Source organism: Saccharothrix sp. ST-888 (assembly GCF_000955975.1).
Lineage (GTDB): Bacteria > Actinomycetota > Actinomycetes > Streptomycetales > Streptomycetaceae > Kitasatospora.
The window spans coordinates 1-354 of sequence record NZ_JYJF01000590.1; the positions used below are offsets into that span (position 1 = coordinate 1).

General features: G+C 67.8%; 1 pseudogene. It reads right to left on the bottom strand.

From position 1 onward, the window contains the following. Positions 1–354 (bottom strand): annotated as a pseudogene (locus UK12_RS33875) (ABC transporter permease); the annotation flags it as partial.

The following is a 354-nucleotide window of genomic DNA, read 5'->3' on the forward strand; positions in this document are numbered from 1 at the left end:
TGCTGGAGTAGCTGTTCGCGGAGACGTGGTCCTCCGTGGACTGCATGTACAGCGTGCCGGTGGCGATGCCGATCAGCAGCACCATGGGTGCGACGGCGCCCGCCATCCGGACGTTGTTCGTGGTCGCGTTGCGGATCGCCATGTACCCGCACAGGCCGGTCAGCAGCCGCACCGGCCAACTCTGCGCCACCACGATTCCCTTGGTGATGCCGGGGGCCAGCAGCGCGAGGCCGATCGCGAAGAGCACGGAGGCCTGTCCCGCGGTGCTCGCCAGGGTCGGGCCGTCGGTCATGACCGTGGCCGTGATGACCGACAGGGTGACACCGTTGACCAGGAAGAACAGCGCCAGCAGCA